Here is a 3,428-nt window from a genome sequence, read left to right as displayed (position 1 = left end):
GCCCGTACGTGGCTGCACCTCTGCTCTGTGACCCGAAAGCACTGCGCCTCTGACAGGTAAGGGCTACCATCCCCGCATGCCCCTTACCTTCACCCCGGACCCCGACATCACCCCCACCCTCCGCGACGGCATCCTCGACCTCTGGACCGACGTCACCAACGCCGGCGGAGCCGTCGGCTTCGTCGCGCCGGTGACGCGGGAGGACATCCGCCCCGCCCTGCTGCGGCAGTTCACGGACATGGCGGAGGGCCGGTCCCGCCTCGTCGTGGGGCACGACGAGGACGCCCGCGTCGCGGCCACCGCGTTTCTCACGCGCAACACCCACCCCCTGATGACCCACTGGATCTGGCTCTACACGGTGATGGTCCACCCCCGCCACCAGGGCAAGGGGTACGGCCGTGACCTGCTCGCCGAGGCCGAGCGGGCCGCCCGCACGATGGAGGGCGTGGAGGCGATCCGCCTCGGCTGCCGCGGCGGTCTCGGCCTGGAGTGCTTCTACGCCTCCTGCGGCTACAAGGAGGTCGGCCGCGTCCCGGACGCGATCCGCGTGGCGCCCGGCGACGACCGCGACGACGTGATCATGCTGCTCACGCTCTCCTGAGCGCCGTACGGCCCCGCACCCCGCTGAAAGATCGCCCACCGTTCGTGCTTCACTGGACGTCGTCCCTCAAGGGACGTTTCTGACCGTACGCACGGAAGAGTGGATGAGATGCTCCGCTACACGCTGATGCGCCTCGGGATCTTCGTGGGCTGCCTCGTCGTCGTCTGGGCCCTCGTCTACTCCGGTCTGGTGCCGCGCGGTCTCGGCGACTCCAACGGCCTGTGGATCGTGCTGCTGGCCCTGCTGATCTCCGCGCCGATCAGCTTCGTCGTCCTCCGGGGTGAACGCGACCGCGCCTCGGAGCGGATCGTGCGCCGGGTGGAGCGCGCCAAGGCCAACCTGGAGGCCAACCGCACCCAGGAGGACGCCGCCGACGACACCGCCCGCGCGCAGGGCCAGACCCCGGGCCAGGCGCAGGCGTCGTAGCAGGCCTCGTAACGTCCGCCACACCGCGCACCACACGCGCAGCGCCCCGGCTCCCTCCACCAGGGAGACCGGGGCGCTTTGCGTTCTATGCGTGTGTTTGCCGTCACACCTTTCAAAGTAAGGCTTTGAGGTTCTCAAAGTTCAGGTGTTACGGTCGTCGGGTGAAGTCAGCAGCCGTGTTCCCCACGCCCCGGAGCGTTCCGCTCGTGGCGCGCCTGCACGTGGACCTCTGCCGGGTCACCGCCGCGAACTGTCCGTCCTGACACCGCGCCGCACCCGAGTCCCACGTCACATCCCTCACGCGTCCCCCCTTACCGGAGCATGTCCGTGTCCACGAACACGCAGTTGAAGCGGTCTGTCCGCGTGCCCTTCTGGGCCCAGATACTCATCGGCCTCGCCCTGGGCGTCCTGCTCGGCTGGCTCGCCCGCGGCCAGGACCTCTCCTGGCTGGTCACCACCCTGGAGAAGGTCGGCGGCACGTTCGTCGGCCTGCTGAAGCTGGCCGTCGCCCCGCTGGTCTTCTTCGCGATCCTCGTCTCCATCACCAATCTCAGGAAGGTCAACAACGCGGCCCGGCTGGCCTCGCGGACCCTCCTCTGGTTCATGATCACCTCGCTGATCGCAGTGGCGATCGGCCTGGTCATCGGCCTGGTCACCAACCCCGGCGCCGGCACCGGCCTCACCCCGGCGGACGGCGCCGAACCGGAGCACACCGGCTCCTGGATCGACTTCCTCACCGGCATCGTGCCGACCGACGTGATCACGCCGTTCACCGAGCTGAACGTGCTCCAGATCGTGTTCATGGCCGCCGTGGCCGGCATCGCCGCCCTCCAGCTCGGCGAGAAGGCCCAGCCGATCCTCACCCTCAGCGAGGCCGTCCTGGAGCTGCTCCAGAAGGCCCTGTGGTGGGTCATCCGCCTGGCCCCGATCGGCACCGCCGGCCTCATCGGCAACGCCATCGCCACCTACGGCTGGGACCTGATCGGCAAGTACGCCACCTTCACCGCCGACATCTACGTCGGCTGCCTCCTCGTCCTCTTCGGCGTCTACCCGACGCTGCTGGCGACGGTCGCCAAGGTCAACCCGGTGCAGTTCTTCAAGGGCGCCTGGCCCGCGATCCAGCTGGCGTTCGTCTCCCGCTCCTCCGTCGGCACCATGCCGCTGACCCAGAAGGTCACCGAGCGCCTGGGCGTGCCCAAGGAGTACGCGAGCTTCGCCGTGCCGTTCGGCGCGACCACCAAGATGGACGGCTGCGCCGCGATCTACCCGGCCATCGCCGCGATCTTCGTCGCGCAGATCTTCGACGTCCCGCTCGGCGTCGGCGACTACCTGCTCATCGCGTTCGTCTCGGTGGTCGGCTCCGCCGCCACGGCCGGCCTCACCGGCGCCACGGTCATGCTGACCCTCACCCTGTCCACCCTCGGCCTGCCGATGGAGGGCGTGGGCCTGCTGCTGGCCATCGACCCGATCCTGGACATGATCCGCACGGCCACGAACGTGGCCGGCCAGGCCCTCGTCCCGGTCGTCGTCTCGGCCCGCGAGGGCCTGCTCGACCGGAAGGCGTACGACTCGGTTCACGCCTCCCCGGTCGACGAGACCCCCGAGTCCGACGAGACCCCGGAGGTCGAGGACGCCCGCCCGGTCGCCGCGGCCGTCTGACGACTGTTCGGACCGCGCCGGCGCCGGCGCGGTCCGAACGGCTCAGCTCGGCGGCAACGCCTCACGCCTGCCGCTGACCGTACGCTGTGTCCCATGGGTGCCGTGAAGACGAAGCGGATGCCGCGTGCGGTCCGTGAACAGCAGATGCTGGACGCAGCCGTGCGCACCTTCGGGAGCCGGGGGTACATGGCGGCGTCGATGGACGAGATCGCCGAACTGGCGGGCGTGTCCAAGCCGTTGGTGTATCTGTACCTGAACTCCAAGGAGGACCTGTTCACCGCGTGCATCCGCCGTGAGGCCAGGGCGCTCACCGAGGCGGTGCGCGCGGGGGCCCGGCCCGGGCTGCCGGCGGACCGGCAGCTGTGGTCGGGTCTCGCCGCGTTCTTCACGCACACCGCCCGGCACCCCGACGGCTGGGCGGTGCTGCATCTCCAGGCGCGTACCCACGGTGAGGTGTTCGCCGCCGAGGTGGCCGCGATGCGCGCGGAGATCGTCGCGTTCGTGACGCAGTTGATCCTGGCCGCCGCGCGCGAGGCGCACCGCGACCCGGATCTGCGGGAGGCGGAGGTGGCCGGGCTGGCGGAGGCGCTGGTCGGGGCGGCGGAGTCGCTCGCGGACTGGGCCAACGTTACCCCCGGTGTCACCGCTCGGCAGGCGGCGACCACGCTGATGAACTTCGCGTGGGCGGGGCTCGGCGACCTGATGGCCGGGCGGCACTGGACCCCGCCCGCCGACGGCGGGG

General features: G+C 70.5%; 5 protein-coding genes. All 5 read left to right on the top strand.

Annotated features, from left to right (window positions below; all coding sequences use genetic code 11):
• The first annotated feature begins 76 nt into the window (after nt 1-76).
• Nucleotides 77-601, top strand: coding sequence for a GNAT family N-acetyltransferase (locus CCN29_RS33365; RefSeq protein WP_086686223.1), 525 nt, complete (start codon nt 77-79; stop codon nt 599-601).
• Between the two features lie 108 nt (nt 602-709).
• A complete protein-coding gene (locus CCN29_RS33360; RefSeq protein ID WP_031021818.1) occupies nt 710-1,027 on the top strand; it encodes a DUF4229 domain-containing protein in 318 nt (105 codons plus the stop codon).
• Nucleotides 1,028-1,188: 161 nt separating this feature from the next.
• Nucleotides 1,189-1,290 (top strand): putative leader peptide, encoded by a 102-nt coding sequence (locus CCN29_RS36595; RefSeq protein ID WP_373297253.1) that lies wholly within the window; start codon nt 1,189-1,191, stop codon nt 1,288-1,290.
• A 58-nt stretch (nt 1,291-1,348) separates the two neighbouring features.
• A complete protein-coding gene (locus CCN29_RS33355; protein ID WP_086686222.1) occupies nt 1,349-2,686 on the top strand; it encodes a dicarboxylate/amino acid:cation symporter in 1,338 nt (445 codons plus the stop codon).
• A 93-nt stretch (nt 2,687-2,779) separates the two neighbouring features.
• Nucleotides 2,780-3,428, top strand: a 649-nt coding sequence (locus CCN29_RS33350) for a TetR/AcrR family transcriptional regulator (protein WP_107481767.1), incomplete at its 3' end; no start/stop codon positions are given.

It is taken from the genome of Streptomyces pseudogriseolus, assembly GCA_002154585.1.
Classification (GTDB): Bacteria; Actinomycetota; Actinomycetes; order Streptomycetales; family Streptomycetaceae; genus Streptomyces; species Streptomyces pseudogriseolus.
This window is presented reverse-complemented; position numbering and strand designations above follow the sequence as displayed.